Origin of the sequence: Rubrivirga marina, assembly GCF_002283365.1 — a bacterium.
Taxonomy (GTDB): Bacteria; Bacteroidota; Rhodothermia; order Rhodothermales; family Rubricoccaceae; genus Rubrivirga; species Rubrivirga marina.
The window spans coordinates 373,694-391,145 of the sequence record NZ_MQWD01000001.1 but is presented as its reverse complement, the minus strand read 5'-3'; the positions used below and the strand labels follow the sequence as shown (position 1 = coordinate 391,145).

The 17,452-nt window shown below is 74.0% G+C and carries 18 protein-coding genes; 7 read left to right on the top strand and 11 right to left on the bottom strand.

Annotated elements, in window-relative coordinates; translation table 11 throughout:
* Nucleotides 1-67 precede the first annotated feature (67 nt).
* The gene (locus BSZ37_RS01565) at nucleotides 68-1,585 is read left to right on the top strand and encodes a SulP family inorganic anion transporter (RefSeq protein WP_095508855.1); all 1,518 of its coding nucleotides are present in this window, start codon (nucleotides 68-70) and stop codon (nucleotides 1,583-1,585) included.
* Nucleotides 1,586-1,662: 77 nt separating this feature from the next.
* Here BSZ37_RS01565 and BSZ37_RS01560 read toward each other — a convergent pair whose 3' ends face one another.
* From BSZ37_RS01560 to tsaD, 3 genes are all read right to left on the bottom strand, one after another.
* The gene (locus BSZ37_RS01560; protein WP_095508854.1) at nucleotides 1,663-3,849 is read right to left on the bottom strand and encodes a TonB-dependent receptor; all 2,187 of its coding nucleotides are present in this window, start codon (nucleotides 3,847-3,849) and stop codon (nucleotides 1,663-1,665) included.
* Between the two features lie 101 nt (nucleotides 3,850-3,950).
* Entirely contained in the window at nucleotides 3,951-4,295 is a 345-nt protein-coding gene (locus tag BSZ37_RS01555) for a hypothetical protein (protein WP_095508853.1), read from the bottom strand.
* A 71-nt stretch (nucleotides 4,296-4,366) separates the two neighbouring features.
* Complete coding sequence (gene tsaD, locus BSZ37_RS01550; RefSeq protein WP_179299419.1) at nucleotides 4,367-5,410, bottom strand: tRNA (adenosine(37)-N6)-threonylcarbamoyltransferase complex transferase subunit TsaD; 1,044 nt, start codon at nucleotides 5,408-5,410, stop codon at nucleotides 4,367-4,369.
* 161 nt (nucleotides 5,411-5,571) lie between these two features.
* Here tsaD and BSZ37_RS01545 point away from each other — a divergent pair, with 161 nt between their 5' ends.
* The gene (locus BSZ37_RS01545) at nucleotides 5,572-6,744 is read left to right on the top strand and encodes a phosphopentomutase (protein WP_095508852.1); all 1,173 of its coding nucleotides are present in this window, start codon (nucleotides 5,572-5,574) and stop codon (nucleotides 6,742-6,744) included.
* Between the two features lie 144 nt (nucleotides 6,745-6,888).
* Complete coding sequence (locus BSZ37_RS01540; RefSeq protein WP_095508851.1) at nucleotides 6,889-7,770, top strand: hypothetical protein; 882 nt, start codon at nucleotides 6,889-6,891, stop codon at nucleotides 7,768-7,770.
* Here BSZ37_RS01540 and BSZ37_RS01535 read toward each other — a convergent pair.
* The gene (locus BSZ37_RS01535; RefSeq protein WP_095508850.1) at nucleotides 7,767-8,135 is read right to left on the bottom strand and encodes a hypothetical protein; all 369 of its coding nucleotides are present in this window, start codon (nucleotides 8,133-8,135) and stop codon (nucleotides 7,767-7,769) included. The two genes, BSZ37_RS01540 and BSZ37_RS01535, sit on opposite strands and share 4 nt — an antisense overlap.
* A 54-nt stretch (nucleotides 8,136-8,189) precedes the next feature.
* Here BSZ37_RS01535 and BSZ37_RS01530 point away from each other — a divergent pair, with 54 nt between their 5' ends.
* Nucleotides 8,190-8,594, top strand: coding sequence for a hotdog fold thioesterase (locus BSZ37_RS01530; RefSeq protein ID WP_095508849.1), 405 nt, complete (start codon nucleotides 8,190-8,192; stop codon nucleotides 8,592-8,594).
* Nucleotides 8,591-9,013, top strand: coding sequence for a DUF6314 family protein (locus tag BSZ37_RS01525; RefSeq protein WP_095508848.1), 423 nt, complete (start codon nucleotides 8,591-8,593; stop codon nucleotides 9,011-9,013). The genes BSZ37_RS01530 and BSZ37_RS01525 overlap by 4 nt, the downstream gene beginning before the upstream one ends.
* A 46-nt stretch (nucleotides 9,014-9,059) precedes the next feature.
* Here BSZ37_RS01525 and BSZ37_RS22305 read toward each other — a convergent pair whose 3' ends face one another.
* The 3 genes from BSZ37_RS22305 to BSZ37_RS01510 form a co-directional block, all read right to left on the bottom strand.
* Nucleotides 9,060-10,055, bottom strand: coding sequence for an OmpA family protein (locus tag BSZ37_RS22305; RefSeq protein WP_095508847.1), 996 nt, complete (start codon nucleotides 10,053-10,055; stop codon nucleotides 9,060-9,062).
* Nucleotides 10,056-12,641 (bottom strand): hypothetical protein, encoded by a 2,586-nt coding sequence (locus BSZ37_RS01515; RefSeq protein WP_095508846.1) that lies wholly within the window; start codon nucleotides 12,639-12,641, stop codon nucleotides 10,056-10,058.
* Between the two features lie 69 nt (nucleotides 12,642-12,710).
* Nucleotides 12,711-13,235, bottom strand: coding sequence for a hypothetical protein (locus BSZ37_RS01510; protein WP_095508845.1), 525 nt, complete (start codon nucleotides 13,233-13,235; stop codon nucleotides 12,711-12,713).
* Nucleotides 13,236-13,429: 194 nt separating this feature from the next.
* Between BSZ37_RS01510 and BSZ37_RS01505 the strand changes: the two genes are divergently transcribed.
* Together BSZ37_RS01505 and BSZ37_RS01500 are read left to right on the top strand one after the other, a co-directional pair.
* Nucleotides 13,430-13,732: a EutN/CcmL family microcompartment protein gene (locus tag BSZ37_RS01505; protein ID WP_095508844.1), complete on the top strand. Its 303-nt coding sequence runs from the start codon at nucleotides 13,430-13,432 to the stop codon at nucleotides 13,730-13,732.
* Complete coding sequence (locus tag BSZ37_RS01500; RefSeq protein ID WP_095508843.1) at nucleotides 13,729-14,001, top strand: EutN/CcmL family microcompartment protein; 273 nt, start codon at nucleotides 13,729-13,731, stop codon at nucleotides 13,999-14,001. The genes BSZ37_RS01505 and BSZ37_RS01500 overlap by 4 nt, the downstream gene beginning before the upstream one ends.
* 18 nt (nucleotides 14,002-14,019) lie before the next feature.
* Here the strand turns inward: BSZ37_RS01500 and BSZ37_RS01495 are convergent, their stop codons facing one another.
* The 4 genes from BSZ37_RS01495 to folP form a co-directional block, all read right to left on the bottom strand.
* A complete protein-coding gene (locus tag BSZ37_RS01495) occupies nucleotides 14,020-14,976 on the bottom strand; it encodes a DUF368 domain-containing protein (protein ID WP_218830360.1) in 957 nt (318 codons plus the stop codon).
* An 88-nt stretch (nucleotides 14,977-15,064) separates the two neighbouring features.
* Nucleotides 15,065-15,733: a protein-L-isoaspartate(D-aspartate) O-methyltransferase gene (locus tag BSZ37_RS01490; protein WP_095508842.1), complete on the bottom strand. Its 669-nt coding sequence runs from the start codon at nucleotides 15,731-15,733 to the stop codon at nucleotides 15,065-15,067.
* 3 nt (nucleotides 15,734-15,736) lie between these two features.
* Nucleotides 15,737-16,603, bottom strand: a complete 867-nt coding sequence (gene cdaA / locus BSZ37_RS01485) for a diadenylate cyclase CdaA (protein ID WP_218830359.1) — start codon at nucleotides 16,601-16,603, stop codon at nucleotides 15,737-15,739.
* Nucleotides 16,600-17,452, bottom strand: an 853-nt coding sequence (gene folP / locus BSZ37_RS01480) for a dihydropteroate synthase (protein WP_095512274.1), incomplete at its 5' end; no start/stop codon positions are given. The genes folP and cdaA, both read right to left, overlap by 4 nt.

Sequence of the window (17,452 nt, the reverse complement as noted above, 5' to 3'; positions counted from 1 at the left end):
TTGGTGCCGGAGCCACAGGACTCGCGCCCGGCGCGGGTCCTTTCTGTTTGACGCTCCCCCGGACGCCTTGACGCTTCGTCTCCCCGCTTCCCTTGACCCCGCCACGCTCCGCCACGAGTGGTTCGGCAACGTCCGCGCCGACCTGCTGGCGGGCGTCGTCGTCGCGCTCGCGCTGATCCCCGAGGCCATCGCCTTCTCGATCATCGCGGGCGTCGACCCGAAGGTCGGGCTCTACGCCTCGTTCGTGATCGCCGTGACGACGTCGTTCGTCGGCGGCCGGCCGGGCATGATCTCAGCGGCGACCGGCGCCATGGCGCTCCTGATGATCACGCTCGTCCGCGACCACGGGCTGGAGTACCTGTTCGCGGCGACGGTCCTGACGGGCATCATCCAGTTCCTGTTCGGCGCGTTCCGGCTGGGGCAGGCCATGAAGTTCGTCCCGAAGGCCGTGATGACCGGGTTCGTCAACGCGCTCGCGATCCTCATCTTCATGGCGCAGCTCCCGCAGTTCGTGGGGCAGGGCTGGGTGATGTACGCGTTCGTCGCCGCCGGGCTGGCCATCATCTACGGCCTGCCGCGGCTCACGACGGCCGTCCCGTCGCCGCTCGTCGCGATCGTCGCGCTCACGGCGGTGAGCCTGACGCTCGGCGGCGGCTTTGGGCTGAACACCGTCGGCGACATGGGCGCCCTCCCGACGGAGCTCCCGTTCTTCTCGATCCCGAGCGTCCCGCTGAACATGGAGACGCTCTCGATCATCTTCCCGGTCGCGTTCGCGCTCGCGCTCGTCGGCCTCATCGAGTCGCTCCTGACGGCGGCCATCGTCGACGAGCGGACGGACACGGACTCCAACAAGAACCGCGAGGCGCGCGGGCAGGGCATCGCCAACGTCATCACGGGCTTCTTCGGCGGGATGGCCGGCTGCGCCATGATCGGCCAGTCGGTGATCAACGTGTCGAGCGGCGGGCGCGGGCGGCTCTCGACGTTCTCGGCCGGCCTGTTCCTGCTCGTGTTCATCCTCGTCCTGTCCGACTGGCTCGTGCTCATCCCGATGGGCGCGCTCGTCGCCGTCATGGTGATGGTGTCGATCGGGACGTTCGACTGGCGCTCGATCCCCGCGATCGCGAAGGCGCCGAAGAGCGAGTCGTTCGTGATGCTGGTCACCGTCGGGGCCGTCGTGATGACGCACGACCTGTCGATCGGCGTGCTGGCGGGCGTCGTCCTGAGCGCCCTGTTCTTCGCCCGCAAGGTGGCCGACCACGCGTTCATGGAGGTCGAGGAGAGCCACGGGCCGCACGGCCGGACGCACACCTACGTGGTCTCTGGCTCGCTCTTCTTCGTGACCGTCCAGGGCTTCCTCAACACGTTCGACTTCACGGAGGATGTCGACCGCGTGGTCCTCGACCTCTCGGCGGCCCACGTCTGGGACGGCTCGGCCGTCGACGCCATCGACCGGGCCGCGCTCCGGTTCGCCCGTCGCGGCGTCGCGTTCGAGGTCGTCGGGCTCAACGAGCAGAGCCAGTCCCTCCTCGACCGGCTCGCGATCCACGACAAGCCGAACGCGCTCGCCCTCGCCGGCGGCCACTGACCCCGCCTGCCTCGGCACCGAGGCGGAGGGGCCGACGCCGGGGCCGGCTCCCACGGACGGGAGCCGGCCCCATCTGTTTACAGCGACAGCTTGACGCCGCCGTTGGCGATGAACCCGTCGGTCGGCGCCCAGATGTCGGCGAACGTCGGCGTCGCGCGGGGGCCGACGACGACCGGGCCGTAGTTCGTCTGCTGGGTGTCGAGGAGGTTCTCCAGGTTGAGGAACACGCGGGCCGGGCCCACGCGCCACTCGCCCATGATCCCCGTCACCCAGTAGCCCTCCGTCCGCTCGCCGTCGGGGAGCCGCTGGGCGCTGGTGTAGTAGGCCTCGAGCCCGACCCGGCCCCGCCCGTGCCGCTCCCACACGAGGACGGAGTACGTCTTGTGGGCCGGCGTGAGCGGGACCTCCCGCCGCGTGTCGCCACCGGGGACGGTCTCCGTCGCGTCGAGGTAGACGTAGCCCAGGAACAGCTTGAGGTCGCCGAGCCCGAACCGCGCGTTCGTCTCCGTCCCGCGCGTGAGGACGGGGCCATCGGCGTTTCGGTAGCGGATCAGGCCCGCCCCGGCGTCGGTGGGGACGAGGGCGTCGGCGAGGCGGGTCAGGAAGACGGCCTGGTTGAACGACAGCGAGACGCGCCCGCCGAGCACCGTCCGGACATTGAGGTCCACGGTCCCGCCGGCCGACGTCTCGGCCTCAATGTCGTCGCCGAGGGGGAGGACGCCCTCGAACGCCCGCCCTTCGGACGGCTCCAGGAACACGGTTGGCGTCTTGTAGCCGAGGCCGCCCGTCGCGCGCAGTGCCACGCCCTCCGCCAGGCGGACGAGCGCCGAGGCGCGGGGCAGCACGAACGCCCCGTGGTCCTCGCTGAGGTCGCCGCGGAGGCCGAGCTCGACGGCCAGCCGGTCGGTCACGTCCCACGTGTCCTGCACGAAGGCGCCCGCCGTGAGCTGGGCGTCGTCGATCGCCGGGTCGGCCGCGCTCTGCTGGTCGAAGGCGTCGGTCCGGAGGTCGATCCCGACCACGAGGTCGTGGGCGTCGAGGCCGAGGAGGGCCGAGGCCTCGGCGTAGGTCGCCGTCTGGGTGCCCTCGAAGCGGTAGCCCGGCCGCGCGACGCTCCGGTCGAAGTGGCTCGTGCTCTGCTTGAGCGTGATCGTCGCGCGGTCGGACAGCGCGTGGTCGAGACGGGCCTGCGACGTGATCCGAAGGCTCTCGCTCCGCTCGGCGTAGCCGTCGGCGCCGTCCTCGATCACCGCGAGGTCGCCACCCTCGCGGTCCTCGACCGTCCCCGTCACGCCGAGCCACAGCGTCGTCGCGTCGGAGGGATAGACGTAGCCGCGCGGGGCGACGGTGAGCCGCCGCGTCCGCGGGAGGTTGGTGAAGGCGTCGCCGTCGCCGTCGTAGGCGCCCTGGCGGTTGGCTGACGCGAGGAGCGTGTACCCGAGGCGCTCGCTGCGGCCCGAGAGGAAGGCCCCCACGTCGGTGCCCCCGGCGCTCGTCGCGTTGACCAGCACCGACCGCTCCGGCGCGCCGAGCCGCGGCGTCCGCGTGACGAGGTTGACGAGCCCCGCGATGGCGCCGCCGCCGTAGAGCGTCGAGGCCGGTCCCTTGACGATCTCGACCTGGCGGAGGTCGAGCGGCGGGACCTGGAGGAGCGAGAGGCCGCCCGAGAAGCCGCCGTAGAGCGGGAAGCCGTCCTTGAGCAACTGGGTGTAGCGGCCGTCGAGGCCCTGGATGCGGATCGACGCGTTGCCCGAGACCGCCGACGTCTGCTGGACGGCGATCCCCGGCGACTCGTTGAGGAGCATCGTGATGTTGGAGGGCTCCATCGAGATCTTCTCGTCGATCTCCTCCCCCGCGATCGTCTCGACGCGCGTGGGGAGGTCGGCGATGGTCCGGCTCGTCCGCGTCGCGGCCACGACGACGTCGCCGAGCGCCTCCTCGTCCTCTTCGAGGGCCACGTCGAGAGGGCCCCCTTCGTGCGGGACCGTGACGAGGAGGCGGGCCGGCTGGTAGCCGACGAACGAGACGGTGAGGGCGAGGTCGCCGACGGGGAGGCCGGTCAGGCGCGCGAGCCCGTCGGCGTCGGTGGAGGCGCCCACCGGTGGGGCGGCGTCATCGACGACGACGGTGGCGCCCGGGAGTGGGGCGCCGGAGTGCTCGTCGGTCACGCGGACGGTGAGTGCGTGCTGGGCGGCGACGGGGGCGCTGGCGATGGCCAGCAGCAGGAGAACGGGCCCGAGGAGGGGCCGGAGGGGGGACATCATGGGGCGGGGGCCGCCTCGGGCGCGAACGGCGCGGGGCGGAGGTCTGGCAGAAACACGGCGGGAGGACCGGGCGCGACGCGCCCGGCCGTCGGAGTCGACGGTTACCCCCGCGGCGGATGCCAGACGGCCCCGACCGCGTCGGTGCCCGTGGGCCCCGCCGAAGGCACCGCGTGTCGCGTGGCGGAGGCCGCCACGTCGGGCCGCGGCGTCGGCGGCGTGCTCAGTACCCGCTGGCCGCACGAGGCGCACGCGCAGCACCCGCCGGCCGGTGTGCACGGCTCGCCGGGCGTGCACGGGTGCTCCGGGTTCTCGCCCACGACCCCGCAGCACGCGTCGGCGGGGTGGGCGACGGATACGACCTCGGCGCCCTCCGCGAAGTCGTCGGCCATCCCGCTCGGGGAGACGCCGGCGAGGGCGGAGAGCAGGGCGAGGAGAACGGCGAGCATCGGCGCCAAGATCGCTCGGTGCGCCGCCGACGTGTGCTGAGGAGCCGGGAATCAGCCGCTCCGCGCAACGCCTACAATGCCAGGCTCGGCGTCGCGCCCACCGACAGGTCGGACGTCTCGCCGGCCGCCCACTTGTAGGCGGCCGTCACAGCGATCATGGCCGCGTTGTCGACCGAGTGCTGGAGGTCTGGGACGAACACGTCGAAGCCGTCGGCCGCGCCCGCCTCGGTGACGGCCCGACGGAGGCCGGAGTTGGCCGAGACGCCGCCGACGACGGCGACGGCCCGTACCCCCGTCTCCTCGACGGCCTGGCGAACGCCCTCGACCAGCGACTCGACCACGACGCGCTGGAATGAGGCCGCCACGTCGGCGCGATGGCGCTCGACGATCCCGACCCGGTCCGCCTCGGGGAGGTCGGCGATCCAGTAGCGGACGGCCGTCTTGATGCCGGAGAACGAGAGGTCGAAGAGGGCGTCCCCGCGGCGACCCTTCGGCCCGAGGCGCGGCGACGGGAGGTCGAGAAATGCGGCGTCGCCCTCGGCCGCGAGCCGGTCGATGTGGGGGCCGCCGGGGTAGGGGAGACCGAGGAGCTTCGCCACCTTGTCGAACGCTTCGCCGGCCGCGTCGTCGCGCGTCCGCCCGAGCTCCTCGTGGGCAAAGCCCTCGCGGACGAGCGTGAGGAGCGTGTGCCCACCCGAGACCGTCAGACACAGAAACGGGAGCGATGGCCGGGGCTCCTCGATCATCACCGAATAGACGTGCCCTTCGAGGTGGTTCACGCCGAGAAGCGGCAGCCCGCGGCCGAGCGCGATGCCCTTAGCAGCGCTGAGGCCGACGAGCAGCGACCCGGCCAGCCCGGGCCCGACCGTCACGGCGACGGCGCCGAGGTCGGCCATGCCGAGGCCGGCCTCCGCCAGCGCGGCCTCGATCGTCGGCACGATCAGCCGCTCGTGGGCCCGGCTCGCGTGCTCGGGGACGACGCCGCCGAACCCCTCGTGCACCCGCTGCCCGGCGACGACACTCGACGCCAGCCGCCCGTCGGCCCAGACGGCCGCGGCCGTGTCATCGCACGACGTCTCGATGGCGAGGATGGGCGGGAGGTCGGGGGGCGTCACGAGCGGAGGGAGCGGGGCGGGCGGCTCAGGGTAAGAGAGGGGCGCGTCGGCGTGGGGAAAGTTCCGCCAGCTTTCGGCCCGCCCGGTTGGCGTCCACGCTTGCCGGCCGGCACCTTTCGAACTCCGAACTCCGAACTCCGAACTCCGAACTCCGAACTCCGATGTCCCTCTACGTCACGATCATCCTCGACGGCGCCGGCGTCGGCGACGCGCCGGACGCCGCGGCCTACGGCGACGCCGGGGCCGACACGCTCGGCCACGTCGTCCGCCAGCAGCGCCCCGATCTCCCGAACCTCACATGCTGGGGCCTCGGCCGCCTCGTCGACGGGCTCCCCGAGGCGGAGGCACCCGCGGCGTCGTGGGGACGGATGACGGAGCGCGCCGCCGGCAAGGACTCGACGACCGGGCACTGGGCCCTCGCCGGTCTCGTCCTGGAGCAGCCGTTCCCGACGTACGCCGACGGCTTCCCGCCTGAGGTGATCGCCGCGTTCTGCGAGCGGGCCGGCGTCGACGGCGTCCTCGGCAACAAGCCCGCCTCCGGCACCGCCATCATCGCGGAGCTAGGAGGGGAGCACGAGCGGACGGGCCAGCCCATCGTCTACACCTCCGCCGACAGCGTCTTTCAGATCGCGGCGCACGTCGGGACGATTCCCCTGGAGGAACAGTACCGGCTGTGCCGAGTCGCGCGGGACGAGGTGATGGTGGGGGCGCACGCCGTCGGGCGCGTCATCGCGCGGCCGTTCGCGGGCGAGGCCGGCACCTACGAGCGGATCTCGGCGAAGCGGAGGGACTTCTCGCTCCTGCCCACCGGCCCGACGCTCCTCGACGTGCTCCGGGACGCGGGCGTGCGGACGGTCTGCGTGGGGAAGGTGGCGTCCCTGTTCGGCGGGCAGGGCGTGGACGAGGAGGTCAAGACGGCCGGCAACGACGACGGCGTCCGGAAGACGCTCGCCGCCATCCGCGAGGCCGCGGCGTCCGGCGAGCCGACGTTCGTCTGGACCAACCTCGTCGATTTCGACGAGCTCTACGGCCACCGCTCCGACGCCGTGGGCTACGCCCGCGCGCTGGAGGCCTTCGACGCGGCGCTGCCCGAGTTGGAGGCCGCCCTCCCCGAGGGCGCCGTCCTCACGCTCACGGCCGACCACGGCAACGACCCGACGTACCCGGGCTCCGACCACACGCGCGAGCGCGTCCCGGTCCTCCGCTACGTCCGCGGCGCCACCGAGGCGGCCGACCTCGGCACGCACCCCACGTTCGCCGCTCACGCGGCCGACGTGGCCAGGTACTTCGGTGTCCCCTGGAACGGCCCCGGATCGCCGCTGGGCGCCTCCTGATGCCGACGTCCGGCGTGCGACCACAGCGCGCCCCGGACCCGGGGTGCGACGGCGTACGCGCGCCGGGAACCCGCAGGGCTGTCGGCGTTGGAGGGCCGCCCGAACGCCGCCCCACGGTGCGGGCCTTCGCCCACTCCCTCCTCGATGCGTCTCTCCGTCCTCGCCCTCGTCCTCGCCGCCTCGGCCGCGTCCGCCCAGCCCGGCGGCTGGCCCACCCCGCCCGCCGGTCCGTCGGTTTCCGTGGACCTCCTCTACGCGGTCGGCGACGACCTCGGCATCACGACGACCGACGTCGACGGTCAGCTGATCGAAGACGGTGAGCTCGGCATCGTGTCGACGGCGCTCGTGCTTGGCGCGCGTGTCCCGGTGGGCCGCCGCCTCACGGCCGTCGCGGAGCTCCCCGTGGCCTACGCCGCCTACGACTTCCCCGAGAGCGTCGACGTCTCGGGGTTCTACGCGGACGGTTTGAGCGACGTGGCCCTCGGGAATCCCTACGTGGGCGTCCAGGCCGGCGTCCGGCCCGACCTGTCGTTGGACCTCGGCGTCCGAGTCCCGCTCGCGCCCAACCGAGACCTCAACGAGGTCAACGGCTGGGAGGGCGGGCTCCGGGCCGCGCCCGAGCGGTTCGAGGCCTACCTCCCCGACACGTTCGCCGCGCTCCTGGGCGTCGCCTACGTGCCGGCCCTCAACGAGCGGCTCCGCCTCCGGCTCCGGGCCGAGCCGGCGCTGCTCGTGCCCACGACGGACCAGGTGGTCACGACGGACCCCGACCTCGCCCTCGGCTACGGCGCGGCCCTGGACGCGGCCGTCGGGCGGGCGACGCTGAGCGGCGGCGTGCTCGGCCGGCAGATCCTCACGGACGGCCGCTACGACACCTTCTTCGACGCTGACGCTGTGGCGGTGCTGGGCGCCTCGGTCGCGGTGGGAGGCGTCCGGCCGTCAGTCGCGGTCCGCGTCCCGCTCTACGACGCGGTGCTGGGGCAGGACGCGACGGTCGCCCTGCGGCTCGACGTCCCGATCCGCTAGCCGGCCCCGCCCGCCTCGGGCCCGAGGTGGGCGGGGCCCTGGGCCTTCGCCTCCGCGATCGTCTTGCGGATGGAGCGGACCGTGCTCCAGGCGCCGAACGCGACGAGGAGCGCCACGAAACCGTAGACCCACAGCGGCACGTTCTCGCCCGCGACGAGGAGGTAGAGGTAGGCCGAGACGAAGCAGAGCCCGGCGGCGAGGACCGGGAGGACCGGGCTCCTCTTCGCCCGGACGTTCCTGCCCAGCCACGCCAGCGACCCGAAGAACAGCGGGATCGCGCCGACGTAGATCGCCCCGAAGACGAGTGGGTCGACGCCGTACGCGGCGCCGAGACCGAGGAACCAGTCGCGCAGGGCGTCGAACATCGGGGCGGTCGGAGGGGTACCCTAGAGGCCCGTGCCGCCCTGACTCTTACGCCCGTGCCCAAGTCCCTCTCCGACTTCCCCGACCGCGAGACGTTGGGCACCACGCTCGGCATAGAGGTCGTCGAGGCGTCCGCCGAGCGCGTCGTCGCCACGATGCCGGTCGAGCCGCGGCACCACCAGCCGCTCGGGTACCTCCACGGCGGCGCGAGCGTGGCCCTCGCCGAGACCGCCGCCAGCGTCGGGGCCTACCTCGCCGCGCCCGAGGGCCACACGGCGTTCGGGCAGGAGATCAACGCGAACCACCTCCGGTCGATGCAGGCCGGCCGGCTCACAGCGGCGGCCACGCCGGTCCACGTCGGGCGGACAAGCCAGGTCTGGGGCATCGAGATCCGCGACGACGACGGGCGGCTCGTGTGCGTCAGCCGGTGCACGCTCGCCGTCGTCCCCATCCGCTCATGAGCGCAGCCGACGTCCTGGCCCGGCTGGCGGCGGCGCGGAGCGCCGACGTCGAGGTGTGGGCCGGCGACGGCTGGCACGGCTCGGGCACGGGCGCCGTCCGCGTCGAGCGCGACGGGGACGGCCTCGTCCTCTCGGAGGCCGGCGTGTGGGGCCCCGACGGGTCGCGCCCGATGCGCTGGCGGGCCGCGTCGCGGTGGCGCCTCGACGGCGAGGCCCTCGCCGTCGAGCACGTCCGCCAGGGCGTCCCCGCCGCGGCCGTGCTCGACGCCGACGGCGCGCACTGGGCGGCTCGGGCGCCTCACGCGTGCGGCGCGGATTGGTACTCCGTCGGCCTCACCATCGAGGCCGACGCGGTCGTGGTCACGTGGACGGCTCGCGGACCGAACAAGGACGACCGGATCACGACGCGGTACGTCTGAGCGAGGCTCGGCTCCGTCCGCCACGGCGCCGAGGCGGGCCGGGCCGTCAGCCGCCGTCCTCCTCGCGGAGGCGTTCCAGCTCTTGCCGGATCAGGTCGCGGAGGCCCGGCGTCTCGGCCGGCGTGGCCTCGCGGAGCGTGCGGGTCTCCTCGCGAGCAGCTTCGGGGTTGAGCGCCACGAACTCGACGCGCCGGTTGAGCGCGCGGCCGGTCTCGGTCTCGTTCGACGCGACCGGCTGGCCCTCGCCGAACCCCACGGCCTCGACGCGGCCCGCCTCGACGCCGCTCCCGACGAGGTAGTAGCGGACGGCGTCGGCGCGGCGCTGCGAGAGGCGGAGGTTGAACGCCGCCGAGCTGACGGAGTCGGTGTGCCCACCGACGCGGACGCGGAGGGCCGGATAGCGCCGGAGCACGTCGGCGACGGCGTCGAGCGTCGCCTCCGACACTGGCAGCAGGCCGGCCTCACCGAACTCGAAGTTGACGCGCGTGGACCGGAAGAGGCCCGTGTCGAGGATGGCCCGCTCGACCTCGGCGACCAGCGGGTCCGAGGCGGGTGGGGTCGGCGCGGCCGGCTGCGGAGCCAGCGGCGGGGCGGGCGTCTGAGGCGTGGGCTCGGCGCCCGGCGCGTCGCGGTCGTGCGGGAGGACGAGGATCGGGGCGGGCGTCCGTGGCGAGATCGGCAGCGAGGACCGGGGCTGCGACGTGATCAGGTCCGCGATCCGCTCGTCGAGGGCCCGGAGCAGCGACTGCTCCAGCAGCACGAGGTCGAGCCGCGTCACGGCGTCGCTGTCGGAACGTCGGGTGCGGGCCGCCGGGCCCGCGCCCGTCTGCGGCGCGAGGCGCTGGCGCACGGGGCTGCTCGGCTGGACGCGGCGGCGGGCGTTCGGGTCGGGCGTCCCGGCGCGGAAGTAGATCACACCCGGCCCGTCGGGCGCTGGCACCGTCACGGTCCGTCGCGCCCCGGCCGTGTCGACCTCGGCGGTCTGGGCGGCGGGGGCGAGGCCCGTGAGCGCCGCGAGGGCGAGGGCGAGGGCGGTCCGCACCTAGTAGGCCCGCTGGCCGAAGGGGAAGCGGTAGCCGGCGGTGAGCCGGTTGAACCGGCCGAGGTTGCCCGTCGTGAAGTCGACGAAGAGCCGGCCGCCGCCGGCCTCGAGATCCGCCCCGAGGCCGAGGTTGAACGTCAGCGTCGTCCCGCCGTCGTCGACCTCCTCGTCGAACGTGGCCGGGATCTCGTCGGAGCCCCCGTACGACACGAGCCCGAGGCCCGTCCGGACGTACGGGGAGCCTACGTCGGCGAAGCCGCCGGACGGCACGTCGAAGGCCACGTCGGCGTTGGCCGAGACCGACCGCCGGCCGCCGATCGTGACGAGCAGCTCGGGGACGTAGTGGAACGACCGGCCCGTCGCGTAGTCGACGCGGGCGCCGACGAGGATGCCGTCGGGGCCGGCGCCGAGGCCGAACCCGGCCGTCGGCGAGATCTGGAACGACGGGCCGAGGACGGCGCGTGTCGGTGGGACTGCCGGCCTCGGCGTCGGCGTGATCACGGCCACGTCTTGGTCGGCGTCATCGCCCGGGGCGGCGGGCTGGCGGACGACGACGGGCTGCTGGGGCTGCGTGGCGAGCTCGACGCGGAGCGCGCGGATCTCGTCGAGGAGGTCGTCCTGGCGCCGCTCGAGCGCGGCGATGCGCGAGTCCGAGGCGCCGGAGGGCGCGGTGAGCCGGCCGGCGACGCGGTCGGCGATCCGGTTCTCGATCGAGCGCTCAAGGTCGCCGAGGTCGCCCTCCGTGAGCGGCGCGTCGCCCTGGGCCGCCAGCGACTCGCGCAGGGACTCCCGGATGATCGTGCGGACCTCGGCCTCGTCGAGGCCCGACGTGGCGACCGCGGCGTCGCCGGTCGTCAGGGCGTCGCCCTGCACCATGCCTCCGTCGCCGATGAGGACGCCGCCCGGCGGGCCGTAGCGGACGTAGAGCTCGCCCTGCTCGGGGAGCGGGATCGTCACCATCCGGTCGGCTGCGGGCGCCTCCCGCACGGTCCGCGTCACCGTCCGCTGCCCGGTCTCGTCCACGACGACCTCCTCGGTCACAGCACTCGAGGGCGGTGCGCCGATTCCATCGCGGAGGATCCGCTGCTGGACGTCGTTGCCTTCGCGATCGACGATCGCGGTCCGCTCCGGCATCGCTGCGAGGTCCGCGTCGGGACTGACGGCCCGGTCGATGGCCACCTCGCGCTCGGCCTCCAGCACCTCGACGGCGTCCATGTCGCCCTCGGCGCGGGCCGCGGCCAGTTCGGCTTCGAGCGCCTCGATCCGGTCGAGAGCCTCCCGGCGGACCGCCTCGCGTTCGGCCGTCAGCCGCGCCCGCTCCGACTCCAGCGTCTCGCGGCGCACGGCCTGGACGCCGTCGCCTGCGTCGCCGCCGAGGCCGAACGAGACGCCGGCCCGGTAGTACGGGCTGACGAACACGTTCTCGGGCTGGCTCAGGTCCTGCTCGTCGCGCGTGCTCATCAGCAGCGCCCGGGCCTCGCCGATGATCCGGAAGCGCGGGCTCAGGGCGAGCTCGACGCCCGCGCCGCCGGTCGCGAACGGGCGGTCCTCGGCGAGCGCGTTGCCCGCCTCGGCGCCCGGGTCGGCCGCGTAGCCGTCGAGCACGTCGAGGTAGCCGCCGCCCACGCTCACGAACGGGACGAACTGGCCGCCCTCCGACAGCCGCAGCCGAAGGTCGCCGCCGAGCATGCGGACGCTCTCGAACGACGTCGGGCTGTCGTCCTCGACGCCGCGCATGTAGAACCCGCGGAGCCCGACGAGCGGGCCGAGGTCGACCCCGACCTCGCCGCCCACGAACGCCTGGTCGCGGTAGTCGAACGCCTCGTCGAAGCGGACGCGGCCGTACGTCGGCTCGATAAAGAGGCTGAGGCCCGAGAGGCCGCCCGAGAACTGGCGCCGGAGTTCCCGGTCGACCTCGGTGTCCTGGCCGGGCCGCCGGCCGCCGAGGTAGAGCTGGACCGTCCCGCGGACCGTCAGGTTGTTGACCGTCGTCTGGTTGAAGTCGGCGAAGTCGAGCCCGACCGTCGAGAGGTCGGCGGCGGTGAAGAACGTGGAGGCCGGGTCGTAGCGGTAGGCGAGGTCCTCGACCGAGACGGCGAGCGCGTAGCGGTCGGCCCCGGTGAGTTGGAGGCCGGCACCGCCGAGGAGGTAGATGTTGCGCGTCGCCTCGAGGCCGTCGGGCGAGAACCGAATGAGGCCGGTCCCGGCCGTCAGGAACGGGACGAGGCCGGCCGTCCCGAGGTTGAGCCGGAGCGTCCCGCCGTAGCGCTCGACCTTGACCTCGCGCGGGTCGAGCCCGGCGAGCGCCTCGGCCAGCTCGGGGGCGTCGTCGAGGCCGGAGAAGCCGGTGAAGTCGGTTTGGAACCCGTCGCCGAACTGGTACCCGCCGCCGAGCTCGACGAACTCGCCGAACGAGAGGCCAATCCCGCCGCCGTAGAGGAGCCCGTCGTCGAGCCCCGCGTCGCCCTCGAAGTCGACGTAGGTGGCCGACGGAGACAGCCGGTACCCGACGCCCGAGACCTGGGCCGAGGCGGCCGGGGCCAGGAGCGCGAGCGAGAGGAGGACGAGGAGTAGAGAACGAGGCATCAGGGCGGACGAGGCGGGGGGCGGGCGCGCCGGTCCAGGAGCGCGCCGAGGCGGGCGGGGCGAGGCGGTCTAGCTGCTCGTCTGTGGGGCGAGGCGGATCGTGAGCGTGCCGGGCACGTCGGTGAAGCCGGCGTACTGCTCGGCGTCGTAGGCCGCGAGGTTGGCTCGGAACGTGGTCGAGGCCACCAAGACGCCCTCCACGCGGTCCAGCGTCAGCGACGACGGCAGCAGCGCGGCCAGCCGCCCGGCGTCGGTCTGGCCCGTGAACGTGAGGCGGACCTGCGCGCTCCGGACCTCGACCTCGCCGAGGACCACGCGCGTGAGCCCGCCGTCGAGCCGGTACCGGAACACGACGTCGCCGCTGTCGAGGATCTCGACCGACGTCACGGACGGGTCGAGCGAGGAGAGGACGTCGGCCGGGGCGAGGGCCTGGGCTGCCGGCTGGAAGCGGAAGGCGGCGACCGAGTAGACACCGGCCACGTCGGCCGGGCTGGGCGGGTCGACGGCGTTGCCCGAGTCGCAGGCCGCGAGGAGCGCGGCGGCGGCGATGACGAGGGAGAAGCGGCGGAACCGCGAGGTCGACGAAGTCAGCATGAGCGGGGGACGGGGCAGCCGGGGAGGGGCGCGGGGAGCCAGGGGCGGGGCGTCGGCGTGTGGCCACGCGCCTCGCAGGAGGGAGTACAGGCAGCGGGCGTCGGGGTTCGCCTCGGGGCGCTTCTGTATTCGGCCGCGGGCGCGCCGAGGCGGGCCCCAGGAGACGCTACCTTGCGGCCCCCCGCCCCGCTCTCATGCTCCTCGGCAAGGTCATCGGCACCGTCTGGGCCACCCGCAAGGACCCCGGCCTCGTCGGGATGAAGTTCCTCATCGTCCGCGAGGTCGACCTCGACGGCGAGCCCCAGTCGGCGTTCGTCGTCGCGGCCGACGCCGTAGGCGCGGGCGAGGGTGAGACGGTCCTCGTGGCGCAGGGCTCGTCCGGCCGGCAGACCGAGCTGACGAAAGGGAAGGCCGTCGACGCCGTCGTGATGGCCATCGTCGACCGGCTGGACGTGGACGAGCGCGTGCTCGACGAGGCCGCGGGTCCGTTCGCGTGAGGCTCGGCCGCGTCATCGGCTCGATCTGGGCCACGCAGAAGGACGCGTCGCTCCACGCCCGGCGGATGGTCCTCGTCCAACCCCTCCGCGCTGACGGCACCGACGTGGGCCGCCCGACGACGGCGCTCGACACGTGCGACGCCGGGCCCGGCGACACGGTCCTCTACGTCACGTCGTCCGAGGCCGCGCTCCCCTTCAAGGCCACGCACGACCTGACGGCCAGCGACGCGACCGTCGTCGGTGTCGTCGACACGGTCGACCTCGGGTAGGCCGCGGGCCGGGTCGGCTCAGTCCGGGTGCCGCGCGTCCTCGCGCGCTTCGAGGTCCCGGGCCTGCTCCTCGGCCGCCTCGGCGACCTCGGGCGGCTGGACGAACCGAGCAGCCACCCACAAGAGGACCGCCACGATCGCCAGCCCGAGCACCATCAGCCCGACGACGGCGGGCACGTCGCCCGTGGGCGCCAGCATCTCGCGGGTCTCGGTTTGCCACGGCCAGAGCGCCCGCAGCGAGCCGGCCATCAGCCCGATGAGCGCGGCCATCGTGAGGTCCGACTTCTCGGCGAGGAGCCACGTCAGGAGCCGCGAGAACAGGCCGAGGCCGACGAGCGCGCCGAGGGCGAAGATGGCGACGTAGCCGAGGTCGCGGTCGTGGAGCGCCTCCAGCGTCACCTCGTACATCCCGAGCGCGAGGAGGAGGAACGACCCGCTCACGCCGGGCAGGATCATGGCGCAGATCGCGACCGAGGCCGAGAGGAAGATCCGGATCCAGCCCGGGTCGGTCGCCGGCGCGAGGGCCGGCAGGCCCACCAGAATGAACGCCGCGATCGCCGCCACGAGGGCCGTCACGGCCTCCCGCCACGAGTGCCGGTCGAGCGCCTGCCACGGGATGTAGATCGACGCCACGATGAGTCCGAAGAACAGGCCGCGCGACCGCTCCGGGTACGCTTCCAAGAGGTCCGGGATCACGCCCGAGGCGGCCACGAGCGCCGTGAGGACGCCGACGCCCAGCGGCACCACGAGGCCCCAGTCGACGGCCGCCAGCGACCGCTTGACGTCGCCGATCCGCCCGGCCACGAGGAACGCCGGCGCGGCCAGCCCCTCGCGGACCGACTCGATGAGCCGCTCGTAGATCCCGACGATGAGCGCCATCGTCCCGCCGCTGACGCCGGGGACGACGTCGGCGGCGCCCATCAGGAGGCCCTGGGCAAAGTGGAGCGGGGCGTGGCGGAGGCCGGAACGGGGCATGGATGGGGGAGAGGGGAGGGGCGGGGTTCGCCGGAAACGGCCGAAGGTTCCTCCGGCCGGGTCCACCTCGGCGCCGAGGCGGGCGGGGTCAGGCCCCGCGGACGAGCGGGACGAACACGACGCCGTCGAACCGCTCGTCGGCGAACGCGTCGGGGCCGGTCTTGGTGATCCGGTGGAGCACCTGCCGCTTCGGCGGGCCGACCGGGATGAGGAGCCGCGCGTCGGGCTGGCCGTCGACGGGGTCGCGGAGCTGGTCCCGGAGCTCGGCCGGGACCTCGGGCCCGCCGGCCGTCACGATGATGGCGTCGAACGGGGCGTAGCCGGGCCACCCGTACGTCCCGTCGCCGACCTGCGTGCGGACGACGGGGTCGTAGCCGAGGGCCTTTAGGATCGGTCGCGTCTTCTGGAGGAGCGCGGCGTGGCGCTCGATCGAGAACACGCGGGCGCCGAGCTCGGCCAGCACGGCAGCCTGGTACCCGCTCCCGGTCCCGACCTCCAGCACACGCTCGCCCTCGCGGATGTCCAGGAGTTCCGTCATCCGGGCGACGGTGTACGGCTGCGAGATCGTCTGGCCCTCGCCGATGGGGAGCGCGACGTCGTCGTAGGCCTGGCGGTGGAGGCCGGTGTCCGGCATGAACCGGTGCCGGGGCACGCGGCCGATCGCGGCGAGCACGCGCTCGTCGGCGATGCCCCGCTCGCGGAGGTCGTCCACGAGTCGGCGGCGGAAGGCGGCGGCCTGGCGGTCGGTGAGGAGCACGGGCTAGGTCGTGGCGTCGGCAGGGGGGGGCGGGGCCTCCTCGGGCGTGCCGCCGGGGGCCGCCTCGCGGCGGTCGGGCGAGAACGCGTCGAGCAGGCGGTTCTCGACCTCGGCGAGCGACAGCCCCACGTCGAGCCGGCCGTTCTCGGCGACCGAGATCTTGCCCGTCTCCTCGCTCGTCACGATGACGAACGCGTCGGTCCGCTCCGTCAGCCCGACGGCCGCGCGGTGGCGGAGGCCGAGGTGCGGGTCGAGCGAGCGCGCGTCGCTCACCGGGAGGATGCACCGGGCCGCCTCGACCTTCTGGCCCTGCACGATCACGGCCCCGTCGTGGAGCGGGCTGTTGGGGAAGAAGATGGCCGTGAGGAGGTCCCGCTCGACGTCGGCGTGGATCTGGGTCCCGGACTCGATGTAGTTGCGGAGGCCGGTGCTCCGGGCGAACGCGATGAGGCTCCCCACGCGGTCGCGGCTCATCTCCTGGATCGCCCCGATGACCTCGTCGGTGATCTTCTGGCGCGGCGGCTGCGTCACGAGGCGCCGGACGATCGGGTTCCGCCCGAGCAGGAACAGCGCCTGCCGGATCTCCGGCGCGAACAGGATGAGGACGGCCAGCACGAACACGTCGCCGACCGCCCCGAAGATGGTCGAGAGCGTCGTGAGGCCGACGGCCCGGACGACCTCGTTGACGGCGTACAGACCGAGGAGTGCCACGGCCACCTGGACGGCGATCGTGCCGCGGATCAGGCGGTAGCCCTGGTATACGAGGACGGCCGTGATGGCGACGTCGACGAGGTCGAGCCACCGGAGCGGGACGAACCCGACCTGGAGGCCCTCCTGGAGGAGCAACGCGAGCGGCAGGTCCAGGCTCACGGCGCGCCCCGCTCCGCGCCCGACGCCGTCAAGGCCGCACCGATCGTCCGGAGGGTCTCGACCGTCTCCCGGACGTCGTGGGCCCGCACGACGTGCGCCCCGCGGACGACGGCGAGCGCCGCCAGCCCGAGCGACCCGTAGAGCCGCTCCGTCACGGGCGCCGGCCGCCCCGGCGTCCCGAGCACGGCGCCGACGGTGCTCTTCCTCGACACGCCGATCAGCACCGGCCAGCCCTCGGCCACGAGCCGGTCGACCTCGGCGATCAGGCGGAGGTTCTGCTCGACCGTCTTGCCGAACCCGAAGCCGGGGTCCACGATCACGTCTGCCACGCCGGCCTCTTCGGCCCGCGCGACGGACCGGCGGAGCGACGCGATCACGTCCCCGACCACGTCGTCGTAGGCGTCGGCGGGCGCCGTGCCGCCGGTCCTGGCGAGCGAGTGCATGACGACGAGCGGGGCGCCGTACTCGGCCGCGGCGGCGGCCGTCCCCACGCCCTCGCGCAGCCCGGTCACGTCGTTGACGACGTGCGCGCCGGCGCGCAGCGCCTCGCGCGCGACGGCCCCCTTGACCGTGTCGACCGAGATGAGCACGTGCGGCACCTCGCGGGCGATCGCCTCGACCACGGGCACGACCCGCTCCAACTCCTCATCGAGGCCGACCGGTCGGGCCCCGGGCCGCGTCGACTCGCCGCCGACGTCGACGAGCGACGCGCCGGCCTCGGCCATCGCGTGGGCGCGGTCGACGGCGGCGCGGGTGCTCGCGTAGCGCCCGCCGTCGGAGAACGAGTCGGGCGTGACGTTGAGGACGCCCATCACGTGCGGCCGGTCGAGCGGGAGCGGCCGGCCCCGG